This is a genomic window from Lacihabitans lacunae (assembly GCF_042649125.1).
In the GTDB taxonomy this organism is placed as follows: Bacteria; Bacteroidota; Bacteroidia; order Cytophagales; family Spirosomataceae; genus Leadbetterella; species Leadbetterella lacunae.
This window is the reverse complement of the sequence record NZ_JBHRYQ010000001.1, coordinates 3,157,378-3,181,257: the sequence shown is the minus strand read 5'-3', so window position 1 is coordinate 3,181,257 and position 23,880 is coordinate 3,157,378. Positions and strand designations below refer to the sequence as shown.

At 38.4% G+C, this 23,880-nt stretch carries 19 protein-coding genes; 8 read left to right on the top strand and 11 right to left on the bottom strand.

Going from position 1 to position 23,880, the window contains the following annotated elements:
• Positions 1-91 precede the first annotated feature (91 nt).
• The 4 genes from ACFOOI_RS13885 to uvrA all read left to right on the top strand — a co-directional run bounded on the left by ACFOOI_RS13885 (position 92) and on the right by uvrA (position 6,460).
• Positions 92-514, top strand: coding sequence for an Hsp20/alpha crystallin family protein (locus ACFOOI_RS13885; RefSeq protein WP_379838592.1), 423 nt, complete (start codon positions 92-94; stop codon positions 512-514).
• A gap of 182 nt (positions 515-696) precedes the next feature.
• Entirely contained in the window at positions 697-2,211 is a 1,515-nt protein-coding gene (locus ACFOOI_RS13880; protein WP_379838591.1) for a Do family serine endopeptidase, read from the top strand.
• 133 nt (positions 2,212-2,344) lie between these two features.
• Positions 2,345-3,415, top strand: a complete 1,071-nt coding sequence (locus ACFOOI_RS13875) for a DUF3810 domain-containing protein (RefSeq protein ID WP_379838590.1) — start codon at positions 2,345-2,347, stop codon at positions 3,413-3,415.
• 192 nt (positions 3,416-3,607) lie between these two features.
• Complete coding sequence (uvrA, locus tag ACFOOI_RS13870; RefSeq protein WP_379838589.1) at positions 3,608-6,460, top strand: excinuclease ABC subunit UvrA; 2,853 nt, start codon at positions 3,608-3,610, stop codon at positions 6,458-6,460.
• Positions 6,461-6,508: 48 nt separating this feature from the next.
• Here uvrA and ACFOOI_RS13865 read toward each other — a convergent pair whose 3' ends face one another.
• From ACFOOI_RS13865 to ACFOOI_RS13855, 3 genes are read right to left on the bottom strand one after another with little or no spacing between them, the layout of a single operon-like run.
• Complete coding sequence (locus tag ACFOOI_RS13865; RefSeq protein WP_379838588.1) at positions 6,509-7,345, bottom strand: phytoene/squalene synthase family protein; 837 nt, start codon at positions 7,343-7,345, stop codon at positions 6,509-6,511.
• A 12-nt stretch (positions 7,346-7,357) separates the two neighbouring features.
• Positions 7,358-8,824 carry a phytoene desaturase family protein gene (locus ACFOOI_RS13860; RefSeq protein ID WP_379838587.1) on the bottom strand — a complete coding sequence of 489 codons (1,467 nt, stop codon included), beginning with the start codon at positions 8,822-8,824 and terminating at the stop codon, positions 7,358-7,360.
• A gap of 38 nt (positions 8,825-8,862) precedes the next feature.
• Positions 8,863-9,384 (bottom strand): RNA polymerase sigma factor, encoded by a 522-nt coding sequence (locus ACFOOI_RS13855; protein WP_379838586.1) that lies wholly within the window; start codon positions 9,382-9,384, stop codon positions 8,863-8,865.
• A 365-nt stretch (positions 9,385-9,749) separates the two neighbouring features.
• Here ACFOOI_RS13855 and priA point away from each other — a divergent pair, with 365 nt between their 5' ends.
• Both priA and ACFOOI_RS13845 read left to right on the top strand, forming a co-directional pair.
• Positions 9,750-12,245, top strand: a complete 2,496-nt coding sequence (priA, locus tag ACFOOI_RS13850; RefSeq protein ID WP_379838585.1) for a replication restart helicase PriA — start codon at positions 9,750-9,752, stop codon at positions 12,243-12,245.
• Between the two features lie 13 nt (positions 12,246-12,258).
• Positions 12,259-12,621 carry a phage holin family protein gene (locus ACFOOI_RS13845; RefSeq protein WP_379838584.1) on the top strand — a complete coding sequence of 121 codons (363 nt, stop codon included), beginning with the start codon at positions 12,259-12,261 and terminating at the stop codon, positions 12,619-12,621.
• Here the strand turns inward: ACFOOI_RS13845 and ACFOOI_RS13840 are convergent.
• From ACFOOI_RS13840 to ACFOOI_RS13805, 8 genes are all read right to left on the bottom strand, one after another.
• A complete protein-coding gene (locus ACFOOI_RS13840; protein WP_379838583.1) occupies positions 12,618-13,526 on the bottom strand; it encodes a DMT family transporter in 909 nt (302 codons plus the stop codon). The two genes, ACFOOI_RS13845 and ACFOOI_RS13840, sit on opposite strands and share 4 nt — an antisense overlap.
• A gap of 9 nt (positions 13,527-13,535) precedes the next feature.
• Complete coding sequence (locus ACFOOI_RS13835; RefSeq protein ID WP_379838582.1) at positions 13,536-14,369, bottom strand: 1-acyl-sn-glycerol-3-phosphate acyltransferase; 834 nt, start codon at positions 14,367-14,369, stop codon at positions 13,536-13,538.
• Between the two features lie 49 nt (positions 14,370-14,418).
• The gene (locus ACFOOI_RS13830) at positions 14,419-15,741 is read right to left on the bottom strand and encodes a vanadium-dependent haloperoxidase (protein WP_379838581.1); all 1,323 of its coding nucleotides are present in this window, start codon (positions 15,739-15,741) and stop codon (positions 14,419-14,421) included.
• Positions 15,742-15,752: 11 nt separating this feature from the next.
• Positions 15,753-16,943, bottom strand: a complete 1,191-nt coding sequence (locus ACFOOI_RS13825; RefSeq protein ID WP_379838580.1) for a serine hydrolase domain-containing protein — start codon at positions 16,941-16,943, stop codon at positions 15,753-15,755.
• 5 nt (positions 16,944-16,948) lie between these two features.
• A complete protein-coding gene (locus ACFOOI_RS13820; protein WP_379838579.1) occupies positions 16,949-17,467 on the bottom strand; it encodes a hypothetical protein in 519 nt (172 codons plus the stop codon).
• Positions 17,468-18,322: a rod shape-determining protein MreC gene (mreC, locus tag ACFOOI_RS13815; protein ID WP_379838578.1), complete on the bottom strand. Its 855-nt coding sequence runs from the start codon at positions 18,320-18,322 to the stop codon at positions 17,468-17,470.
• Positions 18,323-18,398: 76 nt separating this feature from the next.
• On the bottom strand, positions 18,399-19,430 hold the full coding sequence (locus ACFOOI_RS13810) for a rod shape-determining protein (protein ID WP_379838577.1): 1,032 nt from the start codon (positions 19,428-19,430) through the stop codon (positions 18,399-18,401).
• 183 nt (positions 19,431-19,613) lie between these two features.
• Positions 19,614-20,009, bottom strand: coding sequence for a MerC domain-containing protein (locus tag ACFOOI_RS13805; protein WP_379838576.1), 396 nt, complete (start codon positions 20,007-20,009; stop codon positions 19,614-19,616).
• Between the two features lie 238 nt (positions 20,010-20,247).
• Between ACFOOI_RS13805 and ACFOOI_RS13800 the strand changes: the two genes are divergently transcribed.
• Positions 20,248-22,656 carry a 3-hydroxyacyl-CoA dehydrogenase/enoyl-CoA hydratase family protein gene (locus ACFOOI_RS13800; RefSeq protein WP_379838575.1) on the top strand — a complete coding sequence of 803 codons (2,409 nt, stop codon included), beginning with the start codon at positions 20,248-20,250 and terminating at the stop codon, positions 22,654-22,656.
• 37 nt (positions 22,657-22,693) lie between these two features.
• A complete protein-coding gene (locus tag ACFOOI_RS13795; RefSeq protein ID WP_379838574.1) occupies positions 22,694-23,869 on the top strand; it encodes an acetyl-CoA C-acyltransferase in 1,176 nt (391 codons plus the stop codon).
• The last annotated feature ends 11 nt before the right edge of the window (positions 23,870-23,880 follow it).

Genomic DNA, 23,880 nt, shown 5'->3' with positions numbered 1-23,880 from the left:
AAAGTCGGTCATTTTGTCTGATTTTTTGACTTGGAATGTGATTTGTTCATAGTGAATAAAATAATTTTTAAATAAAACAACAATTAACAATATGAACACTTTAGTAAGAAACGCGAACACATTAAACGGTTTACCAGCAATTTTCAATGAGATTTTTAATGAGGCTGCTCACACGCCAAACAAAACAGCTCCAGCTGCAAACATCATAGAAGACGAGGCTTCGTTTAAAATTGAATTGGCTATACCGGGCTTCAAAAAAGAAGACCTTAAAATAGAAGTCCGTGAAAACACATTGAAAGTATGGGCCGAGAAAGAAGAAAACAAAGAAGAGAAAACCGAAACATACTTACGTAAAGAGTTTGGGTTTGAGGCATTCTCTCGTTCATTTAGGTTGCCAAAAACTGTGGAAACTGACGCCATTGCGGCCAACTATGACCACGGTGTGTTAACTTTAAGTATTCCTAAAAAGGAGGAAGCAAAACCAAAAGAGCCAAAGTTGATTTCGGTTAACTAATTTTTGGCACTCAGAAAAGGCACCGTGAAAAACTTTACGGTGCTTTTTTAGTTAATAATTGTTAAGAACTACAAGTAATAGTAAATTTTATCTAAAAGATTTGCGTTATAAAGTCAGGCAAAAATAAATTTGCAGTTTAGAAATTTCAGAAATCCTTTAAATATAACTATAGCATTAATAATATGATAAGTAACTCTTGGAAAACCGCTTTAATCGCTGTGGCTACTAGTGTGGCTACTATAGCCGGCTACAAAGCCATTTCGGGCTATCAAAACGATGTAATCATCAACGAAGCAGGCTCTAATAAGGCTGGCACTAGTTTGGTAAACTATAACGATATGCCCGTTGGCCAACCCGGCGACTTTACCTATGCAGCGGGTGTTTCTGCTCCTGCGGTGGTGCATATCAAGGCCAAGTCTATCCGTACCGTACGTCAGATGCCATCTATCTTCGATCAGTTTTTTGGAATGGACGATGAGTTCGGTGGCTCGCGTAACCAAAAACAAGAATCTTCGGGTTCGGGTGTGATTATATCTGAAGACGGATACATTGTAACCAACAACCACGTAGTGGAAGGAGCCACGGAGCTTGAAGTAGTAACCTACGACAAGAAAACGTATGAAGCTAAGGTAATTGGGGTAGATCCATCTACGGATATTGCGGTAATCAAAGTGGAGGCGGCTAAGTTGCCATCTATCGTATTTGCTAACTCTGACGATGTCAAAGTAGGAGAGTGGGTGCTTGCGGTTGGTAATCCGTTTAACTTGGAGTCTACCGTAACGGCAGGTATTATCAGTGCTATGAGTAGAAGTATCAATATTCTTAAAAACAAAGATCAAAGTAATACAAACGCTCCTATTGAGTCGTTTATCCAGACAGATGCCGCGGTAAACCCGGGTAACAGTGGTGGTGCTTTGGTAAATCTAAACGGACAGTTGATCGGAATCAATACGGCCATCGCTTCGCCAAATGGAGCGTATGCTGGTTATTCGTTTGCGGTGCCTTCTACTATCGTAAAGAAAGTTTCTACGGACCTTATTAAGTTTGGGAATGTACAGCGTGGTTTCTTAGGAATAAATCCTGTGGAACTAAGCAGAGATGCCAAAAAAGAACTTAAACTAGATACAGATTTAGAAAGCGGAATATATGTCTACGGCGTGCCTGAAGACGGTGCAGCTGCGGCAGCAGGTATCAAAAAAGGTGACGTAATAACTAAAGTAGACGGTATTGCGATTACTTCGATGCCGAAATTTTTAGAGCTAATAGGCAGAAAAAGACCAGGCGACAAAGCGGATATTACCTTAAACAGAAATGGAAGCGTTAAAGATATTTCGGTTGTTTTAAGAAACAGCGAAGGCGGCAAAGGCGTGCTTAAAGTTGCTCCTAAAAACAACTCGGCTTATGGTAAACTCGGGCTGAAAATAGAAGAACTTTCGGCCAAAGAAAAAGAGAAAATAGGATTGAGAAATGGTGTAAGAATTACCGGAATAGACCCAACGGGTACTTTTGCTCAAGAAAACGATGGCATCGAAGAAGGTTTCATTATCACTCGAGTAGGAAATGCGAAGGTAAACTCAGTAAAAGAAGTGCAAGAAGTTATAGAAACCGCCAAAAAGCAAGGCGAAGAAGGCGTCTTAATGTGTGGTGTTTATGAAGGGTATTCTAAAAACTATTGTTTTGGAGTAACTATTCAGTAATCACTCAGATTTATATATTTCAAAAGGCTCATTTTTTTACAAAGTGAGCCTTTTGTTTTTTTTAGGAAGAAGTCTCGAATGTCTATTTTTAATCGATATTTGGGGTGGAATAACAACATAGCGATATTTATTTATGAAATTAAAAGGGTGGCGGTTTTGGTTGGTGTTTTCATTGCCTATTCAGTATTTTGCGTTTCGAGTTTTTGCGAGTAACCCGATTTGGGTGGAGCAATATTATACAGCGGGTTTTTTTAAATATTTCACACTTGGCCTAAGGAAACTGACTTCTCTGACAAGCATTTCTGTTGGTTTGGTTTTGGTGTATGTTTTAAGTGCTTTGCTTATCTTTTGGTTAGGGAAAAACATCTATCAACTGTATATGTCAAAGAAGTATTTTAAGTCTTTTGCGTTTCAGCTTTTGGGCGGACTTTCGGTTTTGTATTTTATATATATGCTTACGTGGGGTTTGGCTTATCACAAAGTGCCCTTAGAAGAGTTGATGCACCTAAACAAAGAAAACATAACAGACCAAGAACTGATACAACTGTGTGAAGACTTAGTGGAGGAAACCAATGTTTCTCGAAGAGCCCTAAATGCCGAAATGATTAAGGCGGCGAGCCTGAGTTCGACCTTTCAGAAGGCCCCAGAAGGCTATCAGCAGCTTGATTATCCATTTATTAATTATACAGCTCCATCTATTAAAAAAGCAGTGGGCAGCGACTTGCTTAGTTATATGAGCACCAGTGGTATTTATATGTTTTTAAGTGGCGAGGCTAATGTTAATGCCAACAATTTGGCCATAGACGTGCCTTATGTGGCGTCTCACGAAATGGCCCATCAGATGGGTTTCGCTTCCGAAGACGAGGCGAGCTTTTTAGGGTATTTGGCTTGTAAAAATCACCCGGACCCTGTTTTTAGATATTCTGGAAATTACGGCGTAGTGTATCGTGCCATCCATAAAGTTTGGGAAATAGACAGTACACTTTCTAAGTCGTATTACAACAAACTAGATTCTCTGGTAAAGCAAGATTTTGCGGCTGAGCGAGCCATTTGGAAAAGATTCAAAAACCCGGTGCAAGTGTATGTCGTTTCCCCTTTTTACGATTTGTTTTTAAAGTCAAATGGTCAAGAAGAGGGGTCGCGAAGCTATGACTTGGTCATAGAGTTGCTTGTGGCTGAGCGTAGAAAAAATAAGGCCAAATAAAAGGTTTGCTTTTTGCCAGATAGTATTGAAATTCTAAAAAGTCTATTTAAGTGTTTGAATAGCAGAAATAACCTAAACCCTTGCATTTTGGGTTGTTTTACTTTCTTTTTTCCTTTTATTTATAATCCTTCCAACTTTTGTACCTGAAAAAAGGTTAAATTTGGAGTTTGACAACATTCCTTCAAAACTAGCGTGGCAGTAGATAAAAAACTTAGTGATATTGAACTTACAGGGCATGACCAAATCGAAGTTTACGGTGCCCGTGAACATAATCTCAAAAACATCGATGTAGTTATTCCACGAAACAAACTCGTGGTGGTAACGGGTATTAGCGGCAGCGGAAAATCATCTTTGGCGTTTGATACCATCTATGCCGAAGGGCAGCGAAGATACATGGAGAGTTTTTCGTCGTATGCGAGGAGTTTTATTGGCGATATGGAGCGTCCGGATGTTGATAAGATCAATGGACTTTCGCCGGTTATCAGTATTGAGCAAAAGACCACTTCAAAAAATCCTCGGTCTACAGTAGGTACCACCACCGAAATTTATGACTTTCTCCGTTTGTTTTTTGCTCGCGTAGGTATAGCGTACAGTTATGTTACGGGCAAACCTATGGTTAAGCAAACCCAAGACCAGATTGTAGAGCAAATTTTCGATCAATATACAGACAAGAAAATAGCGATTTTGGCACCTTTGATCAAAGGAAGAAAAGGGCATTACAGAGAGCTATTTGTGCAAATCACCAAAATGGGCTACACCAAAGTGCGAGTAGACGGTGAGATAGAAGACATCACGTCTAAAATGCAACTTGACCGATACAAAATTCACGACATTGAGATTGTGGTAGATCGGGTCATTCCTAAGCAAGAAGATCGCTTTAGAATCAGTCAGTCGGTAGGTACGGCCCTTAAGTTAGGAAAGGGTTCTTTGTTATTGCTAAATGACAAAAATGAAGTTCAGTATTTCTCTCAAAACCTGATGGACCCCGAGGCGGGTATCAGTTACGAAGACCCTTCGCCCAACTCGTTTTCATTCAATACGCCCTACGGGGCCTGCCCAAGTTGCGGAGGCATGGGGATGATTGAAGAGATAACCGAAGAGGCTATTATTCCTGACAAAAGTATAAGTATATCGCGTGGAGGAATAGCTCCGCTTGGCGAGTATCGCGAGTTGTGGATCTTTAAGCAAATAGAAATAATCCTTAAAAAATATAAAACGTCTATCAGTGTTCCGATAGAAAAAATACCCGAAGAGGCACTTCGCATTATCATGCATGGCAGCAAGGAGCCTGTTGCGGTGCCATCTAAAAAACACCCAGGAACCGACTGGAACACGAATTTCGAAGGGATATTGACCTTTTTGAAGCGTCAGCAAGATTCTGATTCAGACAAAATTCAGGACTGGCTAAAAGACTTCATGTTGATAAAGACCTGTCCTGAGTGTAACGGTCAAAGGCTTAAGAAAGAGTCGTTGCATTTTTTGATAGATGGAAAAAATATCGCAGAACTATCTCAGATGGATATCGCCGACTTGGCCGCTTGGTTCGAAAACCTAGAAGAGCGACTTTCGGATAGGCAAAACTTGATAGCAGTTGAGATTTTGAAAGAAATCAAAAAACGTATTGGTTTTTTATACGGCATTGGGCTTGACTATTTAACGCTAAATCGTGCCCTGAGGACCCTTTCGGGTGGAGAGGCTCAGCGTATAAGACTGGCTACCCAAATAGGTACCCAGCTTGTGGGGGTTTTGTATATCATGGACGAGCCAAGTATTGGCCTCCATCAACGTGATAACGTAAAACTTATTACCGCTCTAAAAGACTTACGTGATCTTGGAAATACGGTTTTAGTGGTTGAACACGACAAAGACATGATGCTCGAGTCAGACTATATTTTAGACATCGGACCGGGTGCAGGTAGGCATGGCGGCAAAGTGGTAAGCTACGGTACTCCAGAAGAATTTATAGCCAAAGGAGGTATTACGGCCGATTATTTGAGCGATAGGGTAAGTATAGCAGTTCCTGAAAAGAGAAGAAAAGGAAACGGTCTGTTTTTAGAAATAAAAGGAGCTACGGGCCACAACCTCAAAAATGTAAGCATGAAGCTTCCGTTGGGTATGATGGTTTGTATCACCGGGGTGAGCGGTAGCGGAAAGTCCTCGCTTATTCATGAAACTATGTTTCCTATTCTAAATCACCATTTCTTTAGAGCTAAAAAAGAACCTCTGCCTTATAAAAAGGTAGAAGGATTAGAGCACATAGACAAAGTTATTGAAGTAGATCAGTCACCTATCGGAAGAACTCCGAGAAGTAATCCTGCTACATATACGGGTATGTTTACCGATATCCGAGCACTTTTTGCGGAGCTTCCTGAGTCTAAAATTAGAGGATATAAGCCGGGGCGTTTTTCGTTTAACGTTAAAGGAGGCCGTTGTGAAGCATGCGAAGGTGGCGGTATGAAAAAAATAGAAATGGACTTTCTGCCAGATGTGCATATCATGTGTGAAACCTGTAAAGGAAAGCGATTTAATAGAGAGACGCTTGAGGTTAGGTTTAAGGGGAAATCCATTTCGGATGTTTTGGATATGACTGTAGAAGAAGCACTTCCGTTTTTTGAAAACCAACCTCGTATTAACCGGAAGGTGCAGATTTTGAATGATGTAGGCTTGGGATATATTACGCTTGGGCAACATGCCACTACGCTTTCGGGTGGAGAGGCTCAGCGAGTGAAACTTTCGGAGGAGCTGTCGAAAAAAGACACGGGGAAAACCATGTATATTTTAGATGAGCCCACCACAGGTTTGCACTTTCAGGATATCAGAAAATTACTTGATGTGCTTCAAAAACTCGCAGACAAGGGGAATAGTCTTTTGATAATTGAGCACAATTTAGACGTCATTAAAATAGCCGACCATGTAATAGATATGGGGCCAGAAGGCGGAAATAAAGGAGGAGTAATAGTAGCAGAAGGTACTCCCGAACAGGTAGCTAAAGTAAAAGGAAGCTATACGGGATACTTCTTGAAAAAAGAATTAGGGATGAAATAAAAAAAAGGGCCGATAAGGCCCTTTTTAATGTTTGAAGAAAAGTATAATTTATAAAACTCCCAAAGAGCCTTTTACTAAGGTTTTAGCTAAAAGCGTAAACTTTATGGCATCAGGCACTCTTATTCTTTCATGCTGAATTCTGCAAGCCGCCGTACTTTTTATTTTTTTAAATAGTTTTAAGTAATAAATGTAGGCCAAATATACACCGCTTCGTGCCCCAACTGGTAAGCCCATTATTCCTCTTAGTGCATTGTCAAAGTCTATTTGAATATCATTTTCTATGGCCTTTTTGGCGTCGCCCGAAAAATTTTGAAAATCTACACCGGGAAAATACACTCGTCCTCGATCTTCGAAGTCACTCTTTATATCTCTTAAAAAATTAACCTTTTGAAATGCCGCACCAAGGCTCCTTGCGTCAGTTTTTAATTTATCATAAAGCTCGGCACTTCCTTCTACAAAAACCCTAAGGCACATTAAACCCACTACCTCAGCTGAGCCGTATATATACTCGTTGTATTTGTCTGCATCATAATGCACATTTAACAAATCCATTTCCATACTTGTCAAAAAAGCATCGATTAGGTCTCGCTCTATTTTGTAGTCGTGTACTACTTTCTGAAAAGAATGTAAAATCGGATTTAAGCTAACGCCTTCCTCTATGGCCGTATACGTGTCTTGTTTAAACCGATTCAGCAGCATTTTTTTGTCAAACTGATGGAATGTGTCCACTATTTCGTCGGCGTATCTTACGAAACCGTAAATACCGTAAATAGGGTCATGAAATCTTTTGTTCAGGGTTTTTATGCCCAAAGAAAAGGAGGTGCTGTATAACTCGGTCACGAGCTTACTGCAGCCAAAAGTTGATTTTTCATAGATTCCAAACATGCCAATTAGGGTTTAATAGTTTTCTATTACATACTTGCCTACTACCAATCCCGATATTAGCGAAGGGGGGACCCCTGGGCCTGGAGTGGTGAGTTGACCGGTGTAAAACAGGTTTTTTATATTTTTATTTCTTATCTGTGGCTTCAAAAATGCCGTTTGTAGCAAAGTGTTCGCCAGCCCATAAGCGTTGCCTTTGTAGGCATTATAGTCTTGTTTAAAGTCGTTTATCGCATAGCTTTTTTTATAAACTATGTGTTCTTTGATAGAATGACCTACGTAATCTTCAAGTCTTGCGATTAAAATATCAAAATATTTTTCTCTGATTTCGTTGTTGTCTTCAAGGTCGGGTGCTAAAGGCACCAAAATGAATAAGTTCTCTGAGCCTTTGGGTGCTACCGAATCGTCTGTTTTTGACGGTGCCGACACATAAAACAAAGGCTTTGAGGGCCATTGTGGTGTTTTATATATTTCCTCGGCATGAAGTGCAAAGTCCTCATCAAAAAACAAATTGTGATGTATCAGTCTATCTACTTTTCTATTTATTCCTAAATAAAACAAAAGCGATGAGGGGGCCATGAGCCTTTTGTCCCAATTTTTTTCTGAATAGTTGCTAAATTCTACAGGTAATAATTCTTTGTCTATGTGATGATAATCCGCTCCGCCCACCACAATATCAGCAAAATATGCCGAATCTTCAGTAAGAACCTTTTTTATTTTTTTCCCGTCGAATGAAAACCCCGTTACCTTTTGATTGGTCAGTATTTTAACTCCTTTTTCCTCTGCAAGGCTCACCATTCCTTTGACTATTTCGTGCATGCCGCCCATTGGGTACCAAGTTCCCATGGTCATTTCAGCAAAGTTCATGAGACTGTAAAGTGCCGGCGTATCATTTGGTGTAGCTCCCAAAAACAGTATAGGAAACTCCATTATTTTAAGAATGTCTTCATTTTTAAAAAACTTACGTATATGTTTTCCAAATGATGCAAACAAATCTAAACTAAGTGCTTTGCTTATAAGTCTAAAATCAAAAAACTCAGTTACCGAAAGTGAGGGTTTCCAAACGAACTCACCTATGCCCACTCTATATTTGTATTCTGATTCTTTTAAAAAAGCATCGTATTTTTCTCCGCAACCCGGTTCCATTTCTTCAAACAATGCTTTCAATGATCGTTGGTCAGCAGGTAAGTTCGTTTCTTTTGTTTTTGAAAAAATAACCTTGTAAGAAGGGTCAAGTCTTACTAACTCGTAATAATCGCTTACTTTTTTGCCAAATTCTTTGAAATAGTTTTCAAAAATATCGGGCATCCAATACCAGCTAGGACCCATGTCAAAAGTAAACCCGTCTACTTCAAATACGCGAGCTCTTCCGCCTAGGGTTTCGTTTTTTTCTAATAACGTTACATCCAAGCCCTCGCTTGCCATTTTGGTAGCGGCGGCTAAACCTGCAAACCCCGATCCTATTACGATTACTTTTTTCAAAAATTGCTACAGTTAAAATTCTTTGTAAAACCCCTTGCTTAGTTTAAGCCTCTGGAGAACGAATAGATCTTCAATGCATCTTTTAGTTCTTTACGTGCAATATGAATTCTATTTTTTACTGTTCCAATAGGGATGTTTAATTTTTGTGCAATCTCGTGATATTTAAATCCATTAAAATACATCAAAAACGGATTTCTATAGCTTTCGTCCAATTTTTCTACTGCATGGTTTATGTCTTCCATTGCAAAGTTCGAAAGAGCGTTGTTATCAACCATACTCGACGAACTATTGATGTAATGCAAATTGTCAGTAGTATCTATGAATGTGTTTTTACGCATCATTCTTTGATAGTTTGTAATAAATGTATTTTTCATGATAGTATACAACCAAGCCTTTAGATTAGTGCCGTCTGTATATTTATCTTTATTTAAAAAAGCTTTTACCAATGTATCTTGTAAAAGATCGTTGGCGTCGTCGTAATCTTTTGTCAGTCTCATAGCGAAAGGCTTAAGAGTCTTAGTGCTATTCTGAAGAGCGTAATTAAATTCTACTGCTGTCATAGCGATATATGTTTTATGTTTATATTTTGTTTTTGTTTAAACAAATGTCATAAAGATTAAACAAACTTCCAAACGTTTTATGAAAATATTTTACAAATGTTTAATTTGTATAGACGAAATATGGCTTTTTTGTAAACAAAATATCAATATTTGTCATTTTTGTTTATTTATATGTGGTTGATGTTAAACAAAAAAATCTTTAAGTCTTGTTTATGTTGTGTACATATTGATTAAACAATAGTAATGAAATTATTCACTTTCTTTAATTATTTACGTAAATTCAGCGGTTTGGGATCTTTTACCAGAATTTCTATTTATTAAAAACAAAACGTATGTATTCTCTTATTCGATTTTTATATTTGTAAATGAGACAAGAATTAGGCGATTCCATGGAACAAACTGTATTTGTAGACGTAGTTTTGCCTGTGCCTATTCCTCAGCTATTTACCTACAGGGTTCCACGCGAGCTTTCGGAATATGTACAAGTTGGCAGTAGAGTTGTGGTAGAGTTTGGGAAATCACGCGTTTTGACCGCCATTATCGCGGTGGTTCATCATAATCCTCCTCCTAAGTATCAAGCCAAGTACATTCTCGAGTTATTAGACCAAATTCCTGTGGTTACCCCTAGTCAGCTTTGGCTGTTTAGTTGGGTGGCAGAATATTATATGTGTCACATAGGTGAGGTGATGAACATTGCTTTGCCAGCGGGTCTCAAAATTTCAAGTCAGTCTAAAATTCAATACAATCCAGACTTTAATAACCCTGAGTTACTTAGCTCTGAAGAGAATACTTTTCTTGAGTTTTTGTTAACCCAAGACTCTTTGACCTACGATGAGGTGGGCAGGTATTTAGAAAAGAAAGATGTAAATAAAGTAATCAAAGACTTGGTGGCGAAGCACGCCATTATAGTTTTTGAGGAATTAAAGTATAAGTATAAGCCCAAGATTTTAAAGAAAATAAGATTAAAGCGTGTTTATGAAGGGTCAGAAGAGGTACTTCAATTGATTGATTCTTTAGAAAAATCTACCAAACAGCAAGAGCTCATTTTAGAATATCTAAGCCATATTCCGATTCAAGATTTACCTGAAAAAAACAAGGCAGGCGTAGAAAAAACAAAATTAAGAGAGGCGGGAGTTTCAGATTCTTCGCTAAAGACACTTAAAGACAAAGGTATTTTAGAAGAAATAGAAGTTGTAATTTCGAGATTTGAGGAGTCAGCTGGTAATCCCAATAAGGTTATTGAGTTGTCTGATGCACAGCGTGAGGCATCAAACAGTATCATGGAAAAGTTTCAAGAGAAGCAAGTGGTGCTTTTTCATGGTATTACTGGAAGCGGGAAAACCGAAATTTATATTGACCTCATCCAGCAAGTATTGGCGTCTGGCTCCCAAGTGCTTTTTTTGTTGCCTGAAATAGCCTTAACTACTCAAATAGTTACCCGACTAAAACGTGTTTTTGGGTCTTCTATGGCGGTTTACCATTCTAAGTTTTCGGATAACGAGCGGGTGGAGGTTTGGCGAGGAGTTTTGGATGGTACCTATCAGTTTGTAGTCGGCGTAAGGTCTTCTATATTTTTACCTTTTGACAACCTCGGGCTCATTATAGTAGATGAAGAGCACGAGTCTTCATACAAACAGTTTGATCCCGCCCCACGATATCACGCCAGAGATGTGGCCATAATGCTAGCCATAAAACAGCACGCTAAGGTACTTTTGGGTTCAGCCACTCCTTCTATTGAGTCGTTTTTTCAGGCCAAGGCTAATAAATATGGCCTTGTAAGTTTAAACGTAAGGTTTGGTAACGCACAGTTGCCAGAAATAAGACTTATTGATGTCAAAAAAGATAGAAAAGAAAAGACGCTCGTAAAAGACTTTTCTCAATTGCTGCTCAACGAGATTTCGAGTAATCTCCAAAATAAAGAGCAAACCATAATATTTCAGAACCGAAGGGGTTATGCACCGTATTTAAACTGCCAGGAGTGTAACTGGATAGGGCAGTGTGATCAGTGTGCGGTTACTTTGACTTATCACATGCAAAGTCAGCAGCTTATTTGTCACTATTGCGGACATAGAGAGTCTACCCGTAAAACCTGCCCAGACTGCGGCTCAACCAATGTGAAATCAGTAGGTGTGGGTACCGAAAAAATCGAGGATGACTTACACGAGATTTTTCCGGAGGCTGTAATCAGCCGTATGGACTTAGACACCACCCGAGCTAAAAATGCCTTGCAGAATATTATAGGTGATTTCGAAAGTGGTGAGGTAGATATACTGGTAGGTACCCAAATGATATCAAAAGGTTTAGATTTTGATCGTGTGAGTTTAGTTGGTATTTATAATGCCGACAAAATGATTCACTTTCCTGACTTTAGGGCTGCTGAGCGTGCGTTTCAATTGATTACTCAAGTAAGTGGTCGTGCCGGTAGGAGGGAGATTCCGGGTAAGGTGCTTATTCAAACCGGAAGTCCGCAAAATCGTATTTTGCAGTTTGTGATCAATAACGACTACGTGGGCTTTTATGAGTCGGAGCTCATAGAAAGGGAAGGGTATAGCTATCCGCCTTTTACACGGATAATAGAAATCACAGTGAAAGACGTGGACCAAACTTTGGCACATCAAGCGGCAAATAAACTCGCTGAGGCTTTGTCTATCAGACTAGGCAGGGAGCGTGTTAAAGGGCCAGAAAAAGCATTGGTGGAGCGAATCAGGAATAAATTCTTGTTTGAGGTGTGGTTAAAACTCGAAAAAGATAAAATGAATATTCAGGCCACGAAAGAATATCTCAAAAAAGAAATAGTAAATTTGGTGACAGACAAAAAATTTAAGTCTGTTCAGGTAATAGTAAATGTAGACGCAGTCTAATAAATATTGAATTATGAGTATTAAAAGTAGTATATCGGATTTCTTAAAAGTTGATGAGCTCAAGTTAAACCTTTTGACTCTTTTAGAAGCAAAGTTTGAGTTAAAAAAACTAGAAGTTCAAGGAAAACTAGAGGGTATTTTAGCAGATGTTGTAGTTAAATTTCTGATAGGCGTTTTTGTGTTTTTAGCATATATCATGCTCAATATTTTGATTGCCATTGGTATCAATCAACTTTCAGATACCATTTGGTTGGGCTATCTGATTTTGTTAGTTATTTATAGTTCTATCGCTACTTTCTTTTATTTCAAAAAAGATATTATTAAAGAAACTGTAATAGCTAAAATAGAAGAAGGAATAGAAAGTGCGGGTATTTAAACCGTTATTTTTTTGGTTTTTTTGGAAGAAATAAAAATTCCACATGCTATAATTAATACGATACCTATGAGCCCCAAGTTGCTGGGAAGTGTGTCACCTAATAGGATTCCGAAGCAAATGGAAAATACAATGTTTGAGTAACCAATGGCCGAAACCTCGGTTGAGTTTCCAAACGTAAAAGCTTTGGTGAGGTAAATCTGTCCAATCAGTGCCGCAAAGGCTAAAATGCCTATCCACAGCCACTCAATGCCAGCCGGCCAAAGAAAAGTACCAAACATAAACTCCAAAGAGTCAATGTATATGTATTGGCCCGCTACTAAAGAAAATATGGGGAGAATTATGCCCGAAAGCATAAATGACAAAACGATGGCACGGGAGTCATAAAATGCACTTAATTGTTTAATGCTTACATATGCCAAGGCGGTCATGATGGCATTGGCCAAGCCAAAGCTGTGGTATTTTATAGAGATAAGGTCTACTTTAAACTGTGGAAGAAAAATAAAGCATATTCCTGCAAAACCCACCATTACGGCTATCCAGCTTTGCCAGTCTAGTTTTTCATTAAGAATCAAAACACCTATTAAGGCTAATATGATTGGGTAGGACTGTTGGTAGGTTATGGCTTCAGCAAGGCCGATTTTGGTTACACTGAAAAAGAAGGTGTAAAGAGCCAAGGTGCCTATTATGCCTCTAAAAACCAAAAGGCCGAGTTTGCCACCCACATGCACCATCGGTTTTTTATAGATAGAAAAAAGCACAAACAATACCCCAATGCTATTTCTGAAAAGCACCAACTCCACCGAACTGATTCTTTTACCCAATATTTTTGTACAAGCTCCTGATACTGAAAAGCAAAAAGCTGCTATCAGCATATACAGAAGGCCTTTTTGTGTTTCTGATTTCACGAGTATATTTTAAAACACAAGATTATAAATCCCAAATAATAACAGCCAATAGATGGGTAAAGCTATTATTAGCAAACCAGCGAATATAGAATCAAAAAATACGGTACGCTTGGTTTTTTTCTCTACAAAACCCCCAAGAAGTTTATAAACAGGGAAGTGCAAAAAGTAAATAATCTCAAAAATGATAATGTTAATTGCCTTTACGGGTTTAAAGGTCCTTGTAATTAGAGGCGTAAGAGTTTGCTTAAGTTTTTCATTAAATGTCTTAATGTTTCCACCATCTACCTCAAAATTTTCAAAGTCAGATTTTGAAATTGCGGGGCCGAAATTAAGCACTATGTTTTTGCCAATTTTATTATATGTATCATAGTTGATGGCCACCGGCACTATTTTAAGGGCCACTTCGGTTTGCCAAGTTTGAAAAGCTAACCTTGCGGTGCCTTTTTTTAGAGGTAAAAGTTCTGTTTGGTTCGTACAAAGTCCTTCACTAAATATCAAAACCTGCCCGCCATTATTAAATATTTCGGAACACCTTTCAAAGGTTTCATCGTTTTTTCCCAAATATTCCTTTCCTTCCGATATCCTGTAAATGGGCATCATGTAAAATTTAGAAAGAATTTTTTTTACCCAAGTCTTCTTAAAGGCATCTCCTCTGGCCAAAGACCAGATAGGTCGGTCAACCGTGCAGTTTATTACTAAGGCATCTAAAAACGAATTGGGGTGAAACCCGGCTAAAATTATAGGGCCTTTTGTTGGCAAGTTTTCGAGACCGTTAACTTCAATTTGTTTAATATAAAACCTCAGAACAAAGCGAACAAACTGCCGCATTACGATATATATCATAGAAATTTCTTTCAAGAAAAAAGCCCATTTTAAATGGGCTTTTGGGTTATTATTTTATTTTAGTTTTTACTTTTTCAGAAACGTATTGCCCTATTCTTACACCAGCTTTGTTTCCTTCATCGCAGCCCGACCAATAGTGGATTCCGCCGTAGAGTCTACTTACTGAACAATCGAGAGCAGCTTTTCTGAATGATTCAAACTTGCGAATTCCGTGGTCATATTTAAACTCGGTAGAATCTGTAAACGCAAAGTTGTCTCCAAATAGGCTTGTCAGAGCTTCGGCAGATGCTGCTGAAATTGTACTGTGGCCGCTGGTATATTCAGGAAACGGGGGAGTTTGTAGAAAAGTAGCCCATTTAGGGTCAATCTCAGCATTAATAACAGTTTCGGGTCTTATTTTTTCTGATTTAAATTTTTCGTGCCATGAGCAAATAAAGGCTTCGTGTAAAGCTAATGCTACTTTTAAATAAGCCTCTGCTGACTCATATATGTCTTTTTTTGCGTTTTTGCATGCTGTCCTACTTATTGCCATCCAATGACCTCCTGGAGTCATTTTTTTGTTAGCAAACATTACGTGACCTTGCACGTTCATAACAAACGCATTGTCGTCCCAAAACCAAGCGGTGCTTTTTTGTTCTTCTGTAAGGTTGTTTACGGTGTCATAAACTTGTAAAAGCTCTTTCCAATATGGGCTGTTTTTGTCTTTCGAATAAGGAATAACTGGAGCAGGAGGAAACTGACTAGCAGAGTCAATTACCATGGTGCGTATAGTGGCCCAGTAAGGTTCCATGGCATCAGCATATTGCGGTGGCGTTGGCACCCATTTGTCTCCTTCTGTTTTTACGGTATATCTTAATCCTCTCGTTTGTAAATAATTGTCCCCTTTCGAGTATGCCAAAACGTGCTTTCCTATTGCCTCGCCAAATTCCATAGAGCGGTCCATCACACTTGATGGCACACCTGCATCTTCAAATGCCTTGTAAGTTTCTTTTTCAAAATCGTCGTATTTATTAACGGTGAAAGTTAATGCTCTCGCTACCGTCATAATGGCTTTTATACTCGCCAATTGATAACAATATTGTTCTCCTTTTTCTGGTTTAGGAAAATTCTCTAATCCATGAAGTTGACCTGCTAAGCTTTTATAGTTTTCGTTTTCGGTTATAAGGGCTTCATAGCCAGCTATACTTGCATAGGCATATATTCTTGAAGAAACCGGCGGAGAGAAAATATCATGAATGATTACATCTGTTAGTTTTTCATAGGCGTTATGAATAAACATGGGGTTGCTGGCAGCAGCAGCATACTCTTTTGGATCTTTTTCGCTACAAGAAGCAGCCAAAACAACTAAGCACAGAAGTATAAACTTTTTCATCGATTAAGGTTTTATTGGTCTAAAATATTCTCTTCTAGCGAAGAGCTTTTGTTATTTCCTTGCAATATATCTACAATTTCTTTTAAATTATACACTCCTTTGTTGTATCTATTGCTAAGCAAAATAATTACAAAATCTTGACGGAGGTCAAAAAACATGATGGTGTTGTATCCTTTCCACCAGCCGGTATGGTAAATAAATTCTGTTTGCTGATGCTCATTTACCCAAAGTCTGAAGCCATATCCATAGTTTCTTAGGCCTGGGTGTTCAAAACTTCGCGGCGTATACATTTCTCTTAGGCTTTCTTTCGAAAGTACTTTTTCTGACTTTAGCACATTGTACCATTTAAGTAAGTCGTGTGAGGTAGAAAAAATTCCTTTGTCGCCTACTATGTTATCATAAAAATCTTTTTGTAACCTGCGGCCATATTGGTATCCATAGGTTCTGTTTACATTTATGCTGGAGTCTGTAGTAGATAAAGCAAAAGTTTCATTCATCCCTCCCGGAACCAAAACTTTTTCTCTAAGGTATACATCAAATGACTTTCCAGAAACTTTTTCAACTATGGCGGCTAAAACCGCAAAGTTGGTATTGTTATATGTAAAATTGTGATCTGGTAGGTTTAATGCTTTTGGAGTAGGTACAGCTGAGCAAAACCAGCTCATCATTTCCTGGTTAGTAGGGTATTTGTTTTCTGACCTTACTTTTTTGTCAAATTCGTACTGATAGTATGGCAAACCTGAGCGGTGATCTAGCAAACTCCTGATTGTTACCCCCGAATATGGAAAGCAAGGGAAGTAGTCTTTAACTTCGTTGTCTAGGCCTATGAGACCGTCTTCTACGAGTTTCATTGCGGCCACCGCTGTAAAAGTTTTTGAAAGAGAGGCCAATTGAAATTTGGAGTCTTTGGTGAGCCTTACAGTGTCTTCAAAATTGGCAAAGCCATGTGAGTTTTCGTATAGTATTATGCCTTTTTGAGCAATAAGTACATTTCCGTTAAATCCTTGGGCAATCTTGTGGTCTATGACGGCCTTTATTTGCTGTGTTTTTAGGTCTGCATTTATTTCTTTTCTTACTTTGGCGGTATCTATTGCCACCTCTGCTTCGGGCTTTTGTACTGTGTTTTTCGAATTATCAGTTTTGCAATTCAACACACCCAGACCCAATACCACACACACTAAAAACTGTAAAAAAACACGCATCAACACTAAGAATTTTGAAGACTTTTGAAGTAAATATGAAACAGAAAAATAACCAATGAAGTAAACAGTACACTGCCTACTATCTTAAGGGAGGTATTTAAGAAAAAATGAAACGAGCCTGCTTCCACAAAGAATAAAAAACTGTGGTGTATAAAGGTCATAATGATAACGTAACGTATAAAACGCTCCATGCCCATACCATCAACAGATATTACCAGTTCGGTTTCGAGCCCTCGTGTAGGAAACAAAATTTTTAGAATATAACTTCTTAAAAAAGCTATGAATAGACATGCAGAAGCATGAATACCTGCTGTGTTATAAAACATATCCACCAGCAATCCAATTAAAAACGCTATAAGTAAAAGGGCTGAAATAGAAATGTTGTTTGGTAAAAACAGAATTACCGATATATAAACAAAACAGAATGCCAGGTCAAAAAACACCAAGTTTCTGACAACAAAAAGTTGGATAAATAGGTATAAAAATACCGTTCCTATAATTTTTATTAACGTCTGCGTATTCACTTATTGAATTGGGTTTTCTACTTCTACTGCTTTTTGTTGATCTAAGAGCTTGTTGTTTACGACGTAAACGTACACCAAATTATTAAAATCTGTTGATAGTTTTACATCTATGTTATAAAACGCCTCACTACTTATTGAACTGATTTTGCTAATTTTACCTACCATTATTTTTGGGGGGAAAATCGCATTTTGCATTGAGGTTAAAACAGTGTCGTTTTTATAAATTGGCTTAAATCTGTCTATCGTAGTGAGCTTAATCATTTTAGGACTGTTTCCATTCCATTTGCCTATTCCTAGGGCAGTTTGATTATTGGCTCTCAACTTCCGGTTCTGAACCTCAGACGAAATCGTAAAACTTGAGTGTAAGATAGAATATACTCTTGAATAATGCTCCCCACAAGACATCACTTGTCCGACCACACCCTGAGGACATATTACGCCCATTCCGGCTTTAACGCCATCTGCTGTGCCTTTGTCAATAGTAATATAATTATCTGTCAGGTTTACTGTGTTAGAGATTACTTTTGCTACCGTATAGTCGTATCTACTTGCTAGTGTAGAGTCTGGCTTGTAACCGGTTTGGTTAAGTGCCAATAGCTCTTGCGACTTTGAAAGTTCGGTCCTAAGTTTTATGTTTTCCTTAGCCAGTTGGTCATTTACCGTACCAAGGCTCATAAACTCCTTAACGTTTGCAGATATTTGGAGCGATTTCGCCACCATTGTGTTGGTGGTGTTGAAGAATGTTACATCCCAATAGAGATTGTTTTTTCCAATCAAATAAAAACTTATTATTTGAAGAAAAATAAACAAAAACAGGTTTCGGAGCTTATATAATATGCCAAATAACTGAGACATCCGTTTGTTTTATTTAAAAAAAGGTATCCAATTTTGATTTCTTTGGATACCTTTTTGAATTCATTGAATACAAGGTCTATTGTACTAATACAGCCTGGTATTTTTCTATATTTTTCAAAACCTCTCCTGTTCCCCTTACTACGGCCTTTAACGGGTCGTCAGCAACGTGTATCGGAAGTTTAGTTTTTATTTCAAGTCTTTTGTCTAATCCATGAAGAAGTGCTCCTCCTCCGGTTAGATAAATTCCGTTTTCGTAAATATCTGCAGAAAGCTCTGGAGGCGACATTTCTAAGGCCCTCATTATAGCTTCTTCTATTTTAGAAATAGATTTATCCAAAGCGTAAGCGATTTCACTGTACGTAACTTTTATTTCTTTCGGAATACCCGTCATTAGGTCACGACCTCTGATTTCGATATCAGCAGGAGGATTTTCTAAATCTGGCAATGCAGATCCCACTTGGATTTTAATAAATTCAGCAGAACGCTCACCTATTAAAAGGTTATGCTCTCTACGCATATAATCTACGATGTCACGTGTAAACAAGTCACCCGCAATTCTCACCGATGATTCACAAACAATACCAGAAAGGGCGATAACCGCAATTTCGGTAGTTCCACCACCGATATCCACAATCATCGAGCCGTTAGGCTGCTCTATATCAATACCGATACCAATTGCCGCAGCTATTGGTTCATGTACCATATAAACCTCTTTGGCACCTGCATGCTCAGCAGAATCTTTTACGGCTCTTTTTTCTACTTCAGTAATACCAGAAGGTATACATATCACCATTCGGTGAGAGGGAGAGAAGAAAAGGTTTCTACCTGTATTTATCATTTTTATCATTCCTCTGATCATAAGTTCTGCAGCTGTAAAGTCTGCAATAACTCCGTCTTTAAGAGGTCTGATGGTTTTGATGTTCTCGTTTGTTTTTTCGTGCATTTGCATGGCTTTGTGGCCAATAGCAAGCACTTTGCCCGACACCTTGTCTAGGGCAATGATAGATGGTTCGTCTACAACAATCTGATCCTTATAAATAATGAGGGTATTGGCTGTACCTAAATCGATTGCAATATCACTAGTAAGAAAACTGAAAAATCCAGCCATTTAAGCTATTTGGTTAAGAATATATATGATTAACGGTGCAAATTTATAATTTATTTTTTCAATAATGCCTAAACATGACATAATAATTGAATAAAATAGAAAGAAAGAAATACTGTGACTTAGAAAAACACGAAATATACATTCAGATATTTCATATTAGGATGATGCTTAGGTTTTTAGTATTTAATGCTCATGTGTATGACATACTGTTCGGTGTAGTCTCCAGTTAAGCACATAGGCCACTGCCATAAATAAAGAACCCAACACCACAAATGGCGTTTCTAAGTTTGAAGGTACCCAAAAAAAACCTAAAAATTGGAAAAGTACTGCCGCACTTAACATATAAAAAGGTAACTTGTTGTGATGTACTTGGTAGTCTTTCGTTAAAAGAAATATTCCTATTAGTATACTCACCCCAACTAGAACGATTTCTGAGCTATGACTAATGTGATTTTTTCCAACAAAAGGTAAAAGTGTTACAATAAACGGCGTAGCCAAGCAATGTATTAAACATACTATTGATAGGTAAAAGCCTGTTTTGTGTAACAGGTGCGAATGTTTTTTTAATTTTTTAAGCATACTTTGTGTTGTTAATGCAACAACGATGCAAAAATACAAAAAGTGCCAGATATTTTTAGTTTTAGCACAAATATTATTTTTTATTAGTATGCTTGCATAATATTATTTTAAACTTTAGATTTGTAATTGGTATGCAAGCATACTATTTTTTGGTAAAATTTAATTTAATATTACTTGAATAAAACTTACCATATATTTGTTTTAATAATACACAAAGAAAAATTCAACTTAGAATATAATGAGAAAAACAATTAAAAAAGTAGCCGTATTAGGAGCGGGCATTATGGGTAGCCGAATTGCCCTACATTTCGCAAACATCGGGTGCGATGTCTTATTGTTAGACATGGTGCCAAGAGAGCCAAACGAAGCTGAAAAAGCAAAGGGTTTGACCCTTGAGAGTCCGTTTGTAAGGAATAGAATTGTAAAAGATTTATTTACAGCAGCTTGCAAAGCAAGTCCTTCACCTATCTATAGCCAAAAATCTATCACTCGAATATCGCTAGGAAATTTTGATGATGATATGGTCAAAATCAAAGATGTGGATTGGGTAATAGAGGTAGTAGTTGAAAAATTAGAAATAAAGAAGATCATCTACGAAAAAGTAGAGCAGCATAGAACACCGGGTACTTTGGTAACTTCCAACACTTCTGGTATACCTATTCACTTAATGTCTGAGGGTAGAAGCGAAGATTTTCAGAAAAACTTCTGTGGGTCTCACTTTTTCAACCCTCCGAGATATTTAAGATTATTAGAAATTATACCTGGGCCAAAAACAGACCCAGCTGTAATTGATTTCTTGATGACTTACGGAGATTTGTTTTTGGGTAAACAAACTGTATTGTGTAAAGATACTCCGGCGTTTATTGCCAACAGATTGGGGATATTTGCCATGGTGCAAACTATCAGAGCAGCTACCGAATTTGGATTAACAGTTGAAGAAGTTGACAAACTTACAGGGCCAGTAGTAGGTAGGCCAAAATCATGTACGTTTAGACTAAGTGACGTTGTGGGGCTTGATACAACTATCAACGTTTGCAATAACTTAAGTGCCGTTCTTAAAAACGACGAATCTGTTTCCGCATTTGAGTTGCCGGCTATTATGAAGTCGCTTCAAGATAACAATTGGTTAGGCGACAAAACGGGTCAAGGTTTCTACAAAAAGACCAAAGACGAAAAAGGCAAAACCGTTATACTAGCTTTAGACTTAGAAACACTTGAATATAGACCTTCAGCTAAAGCCAAATTTGCAACTTTAGAAGCTACAAAAAGTATTGATAAGTTAGCAGATAGGTTTGCAGTATTATTAAAAGGAAAAGACAAAGCTGGTGATTTTTATAGAAAAACATTTGCCGAAGGATTTAAATATGCTACGTTTAGAATACCTGAAATAGCAGACGAACTTTATAGAATTGACGACGCCATTTGTGCAGGTTTTGGTTGGCAAATGGGACTTTTCGCCACTGCAGATGCAGTAGGTGTTAAAGACTTTGTGGCGATGATGGAGTCAATTGACCAAAAGCCAGCTGCTTGGGTATATGACATGCTAGCAGCAGGTAATGAGTCGTTCTACAAAATTGAAAATGGTAAAAAACACTATTATGATTTAGATACTAAAACATATAAGTTGATACCAGGAACAGAGAGCTTCATTATTTTAGATAATATCAGAAAAACCAATGTTGTTTGGAAAAACGCAGGGGCGTCTATTTTTGATTTAGGCGATGGAATCTTAGGCGTTGAGTTCCAATCAAAAATGAACACACTAGGTGCAGAGCCAATCGAGGCTCTAAACAAGGCGTATGCTTTAGCAGAAAAAGACTACAGAGGTTTGGTAATAGGAAACGACAGCAACGAGGCATTTTCGGCAGGAGCAAACTTGGCTATGTTGTTTATGTTTTCGATTGAGCAAGAGTATGATGAGATTAATATGATGATTTCTCAGTTCCAAGAAACCATGATGCGTGCACGTTATTCTTCTATTCCAGTGGTTACGGCGGCTCACTCACTAGCTTTAGGTGGTGGTTGTGAAATAAACCTACATGCCGACAAAGTGGTGGCTTCTGCCGAGACTTACATGGGATTGGTTGAGTTAGGTGTTGGTTTAATACCAGCAGGTGGAGGAACCAAAGAAATGGCCGTTCGTGCTTCTGACATGTATCAACCAGGCGATGCTGAATTGAATATACTTCAGGCTTCTTTTATGAATATTGCTCAGGCAAAAGTTTCCACTTCAGCACAAGAAGCTTTTGATATGAATTATTTGGTAACAAACAGAGATCAGATAGTATTAAACAGAAGTAGATTGATAGCTGAAGCGAAACAAGCAGCTATAGAATTAGCCGAAAATGGATATACCCAACCGACACGAAGAACGGATATAAAAGTTCAAGGTAAAACGGGAATAGCCTTGTTTAAAGCGGGTATAAAATCTATGCAAATGGCCAGATATATTACTGACCACGATGCACTTATTGCTGAGAAATTAGCATACGTGATTTGTGGAGGAGACTTGAGTTACCCACAGTTGGTTAGCGAAAAATATCTGCTTGAATTAGAAAGAGAAGCATTTTTGTCATTATGTGGTGAAAGAAAAACCATGGAGCGTATGCAAGGGCTATTGAGCGGAGGAAAACCACCAAGAAACTAATTTATCAACCTTTTTTAAAAAGAAAATTTAGCAAATTATGGACGCATATATAATAGACGGATATAGATCACCAGTGGGCAAAGCCCCTAAAGGTGTTTTTAGATTTACAAGACCAGACGATATGGCAGCTGATGTTATCAAGTTTTTGATGGCAAAAGTGCCCGCTTTAGACCCTTCACGTGTCGATGACCTAATTGTAGGAAACTCGGTGCCTGAGGCAGAACAAGGAATGCAAATGGCAAGATACATTTCGCTTCTTTCGTTAGGAGTGGCGGTGCCAGGTGTTACAATCAACAGATACTGTGGCTCAGGTGTGGAAGCTATCGCAATGGCGGTTGGCAAAATCAATGCTGGTATGGCAGACTGCATTATAGCAGGTGGAACAGAGTCTATGTCGCTTGTGCCTACTACCGGTTACAAAACAGCCTTGAACTTTGATATAGCATCGGAGCACCCAGATTACTATGTAGGGATGGGTTTGACAGCGGAGCAAGTAGCCCAAAAATTTAAAATCAGTAGAGAGGAACAAGATGAGTTTTCGTTTAATTCGCACCAAAAAGCTCTAGCGGCTCAGGCAGCAGGATATTTTGATAGCGGAATGGTGCCTATCACGGTTAAAGAAACGTATTTTGACCAAAATTCTGGCAAAAAGAAAACCAAAGAAACGATAGTTTCAGTAGATGAAGGCCCTAGGGCTGGAACAAGCGTAGCGGCGTTGAATAAGTTAAGACCTGTATTTGCTGCGGGAGGCTCGGTTACTGCTGGTAACTCTTCTCAAACTTCAGACGGTGCTGCTTTTGTTATTGTTATGTCTGAAAGACTAATGAAAGAGTTAAAGTTGGAGCCTCAGGCTAGAATGATGTCTTATGCCGTAGCAGGATGTGAGCCTAGTTTAATGGGGATTGGGCCAGTGTTTGCTATTCCGAAGGCATTAAAACAAGCGGGTTTGAAACTTGGAGATATAGACCAAATAGAACTTAACGAGGCTTTTGCAGCTCAAGCTTTGGCGGTAGTGAAAGAGTTGGGGATAGACCAAGAAAAACTAAATCCAAATGGTGGAGCTATTGCTTTGGGGCACGCTTTGGGTTCTACAGGTGCTAGGCTTACCGTTCAGTTATTGAACGAGATGAAACGTAGAGATCAGAAATACGGAATGGTGACTGCCTGTGTAGGTGGTGGTCAGGGTGTGGCTGGTATTTACGAACTCTTGTAATGGATTAAATA

Bases quoted from the DNA above. Each gene is read 5' to 3' on its own strand.
- ACFOOI_RS13885 (WP_379838592.1), top strand. From the start codon at position 92: ATGAACACTTTAGTAAGAAACGCGAACACATTAAACGGTTTACCAGCA.
- ACFOOI_RS13880 (WP_379838591.1), top strand. From the start codon at position 697: ATGATAAGTAACTCTTGGAAAACCGCTTTAATCGCTGTGGCTACTAGT.
- ACFOOI_RS13875 (WP_379838590.1), top strand. From the start codon at position 2,345: ATGAAATTAAAAGGGTGGCGGTTTTGGTTGGTGTTTTCATTGCCTATT.
- ACFOOI_RS13865 (WP_379838588.1), bottom strand. From the start codon at position 7,345: ATGTTTGGAATCTATGAAAAATCAACTTTTGGCTGCAGTAAGCTCGTG.
- ACFOOI_RS13855 (WP_379838586.1), bottom strand. From the start codon at position 9,384: ATGACAGCAGTAGAATTTAATTACGCTCTTCAGAATAGCACTAAGACT.
- priA (WP_379838585.1), top strand. From the start codon at position 9,750: ATGAGACAAGAATTAGGCGATTCCATGGAACAAACTGTATTTGTAGAC.
- ACFOOI_RS13845 (WP_379838584.1), top strand. From the start codon at position 12,259: ATGAGTATTAAAAGTAGTATATCGGATTTCTTAAAAGTTGATGAGCTC.
- ACFOOI_RS13835 (WP_379838582.1), bottom strand. From the start codon at position 14,369: ATGATATATATCGTAATGCGGCAGTTTGTTCGCTTTGTTCTGAGGTTT.
- ACFOOI_RS13830 (WP_379838581.1), bottom strand. From the start codon at position 15,741: ATGAAAAAGTTTATACTTCTGTGCTTAGTTGTTTTGGCTGCTTCTTGT.
- ACFOOI_RS13825 (WP_379838580.1), bottom strand. From the start codon at position 16,943: ATGCGTGTTTTTTTACAGTTTTTAGTGTGTGTGGTATTGGGTCTGGGT.
- mreC (WP_379838578.1), bottom strand. From the start codon at position 18,322: ATGTCTCAGTTATTTGGCATATTATATAAGCTCCGAAACCTGTTTTTG.
- ACFOOI_RS13810 (WP_379838577.1), bottom strand. From the start codon at position 19,430: ATGGCTGGATTTTTCAGTTTTCTTACTAGTGATATTGCAATCGATTTA.
- ACFOOI_RS13805 (WP_379838576.1), bottom strand. From the start codon at position 20,009: ATGCTTAAAAAATTAAAAAAACATTCGCACCTGTTACACAAAACAGGC.
- ACFOOI_RS13800 (WP_379838575.1), top strand. From the start codon at position 20,248: ATGAGAAAAACAATTAAAAAAGTAGCCGTATTAGGAGCGGGCATTATG.
- ACFOOI_RS13795 (WP_379838574.1), top strand. From the start codon at position 22,694: ATGGACGCATATATAATAGACGGATATAGATCACCAGTGGGCAAAGCC.